This window comes from Castellaniella sp. (assembly GCF_004321985.1).
Classification (GTDB): Bacteria; Pseudomonadota; Gammaproteobacteria; order Burkholderiales; family Burkholderiaceae_B; genus Castellaniella.
In genome coordinates this window covers 1-1507 of record NZ_SCQN01000030.1, presented here as the reverse complement: position 1 = coordinate 1507, position 1507 = coordinate 1, and the positions used below count along the sequence as shown (strand labels likewise).

The following is a 1507-nucleotide window of genomic DNA, read 5'->3' as shown; positions in this document are numbered from 1 at the left end:
GGATGCTGTACGAAATGCAATCACGATCCATGGCGCCAAAGGCAATCCTGTTCAACAGGACCAATACCATTCTCACGCAGGGTGCCGAATTCGCGAACATCGCGCTGTGCGACAGTTGTGCGGAAGGTGATATTACGAAGCTGATCATGACGGGCGATCACCTCGTGGTCGACCCCGCAGCAGGGCTCATTACCGTACGACGCCCCTGACGCATCGCTGGACTCGCGGCGCCGGCGATATGGACATTCCGGGATGGGCGTTGCATCCGTTGCGGGGGCGCGATGCGTATGTATTCCGCCGCATCCGGGCGAAACACTGCGGGAAGATGTACTGCCGGCGCTTGGGCTGTCCGTGGCCGAGGCCGGCGGCTTCAAACGGGTTGACGTCGCGTGTGGCAACCGTGAAGCTGCGCGCGGCGGCCGTGGCAGTGATGTGGCCGTTCGCTTTGCCGATGACCTTGCCTTTCGCCTTTGCCCGCGTCATCGAAAGCACGCTGCGTTGTTGCCACAAGCGACGAAGTCGCCATGGACATTCTTGTCAGGTAAGAAAAAGTTCGCGCCCTCTCAGGGCCGCGTCAGATGGTCCAGTCTTCGATGGGCAAGCCGGCCATTTGACGAATGGCTTGGTCGTTTGTCACCAGTACGGCGCCCAGGCTTGCCGCATGCGCGACGATCAGCAGATCCAAAGGGCCCAGTATCTTGCCTGACTTGGCGAGATTCGCTCGAGCCGACCCGTAACATTCAGCGGCAGCGCCGTCCCAAGGTAGCACTTCGACGCGCCGCAGAAACTCTCGTACGGCAAGGTGTAGCTGTTTTGCGGCCGGGCGTTTCGCCAACCCAAAAAGCAGTTCGCCTTCGGTGATTGCCGAGATGCAGAGGGCAGCCATGGGCACATCGACCAGGCGCTTCAAGACGCCTGGGTGGGATTTGAGCAGATGACTGACCGTGTTGGTGTCCAGCATGTACCGCTTCATTCGCCCGAACCTTCGAGGGGGTCTCGATCATGCGCACCCTGAGCGCGGTCCGTTTGATCCAGGAAATCGTCGGGAACCGCGGCCGCCTTCAGCGCCGTGAAAAAGCCGTCCCAGGTGGCGGGCCTGCGTGACAAGATCACGTCTTTTGTATCCGGGTCTTGGCGGATGAAAACCTCTTTGGTGTCGAAGCGAAAGGCCGCTGGTAAGCGTACGGCCTGGCTGCGGCCATTAATAAATAATTTGGCGACTTTGCTCATGGCGGCACCTCCGTTGATGAACGATCATATAGCGTATTGTAGTATATATCATGGTATATGTCATGATTCATCTTCAAGTCTCGGCACGACGTCATTACCCGATAAATACTCCCCCTATTCAAAGTGTCTGATTGGTTCCAGCTCATACTTCGACGCCGGCCATCATCTGCGCGTACGTACCCTGGCGCACGATGCCGCCCCTGCCCAGTTCCACCACCTGGTCGCAGTGCCGCAGGGTGGAGAGCCGGTGGGCGATGATCAGAATGGTCAGGCCGGC

Annotated in this window: 3 protein-coding genes; 1 reads left to right on the top strand and 2 read right to left on the bottom strand. The window is 59.0% G+C overall.

Features of this window, described 5'->3' with window-relative positions; genetic code table 11:
• Positions 1-209 (top strand): DUF126 domain-containing protein (locus EPN31_RS06510; protein ID WP_291770917.1); only part of this gene is annotated, 209 nt, incomplete at its 5' end.
• A gap of 365 nt (positions 210-574) precedes the next feature.
• Here the strand turns inward: EPN31_RS06510 and EPN31_RS06505 are convergent.
• Positions 575-961 (bottom strand): type II toxin-antitoxin system VapC family toxin, encoded by a 387-nt coding sequence (locus EPN31_RS06505; RefSeq protein WP_291770915.1) that lies wholly within the window; start codon positions 959-961, stop codon positions 575-577.
• Between the two features lie 8 nt (positions 962-969).
• A complete protein-coding gene (locus EPN31_RS06500; RefSeq protein ID WP_291770913.1) occupies positions 970-1230 on the bottom strand; it encodes an antitoxin in 261 nt (86 codons plus the stop codon).
• Between the last annotated feature and the right edge of the window lie 277 nt (positions 1231-1507).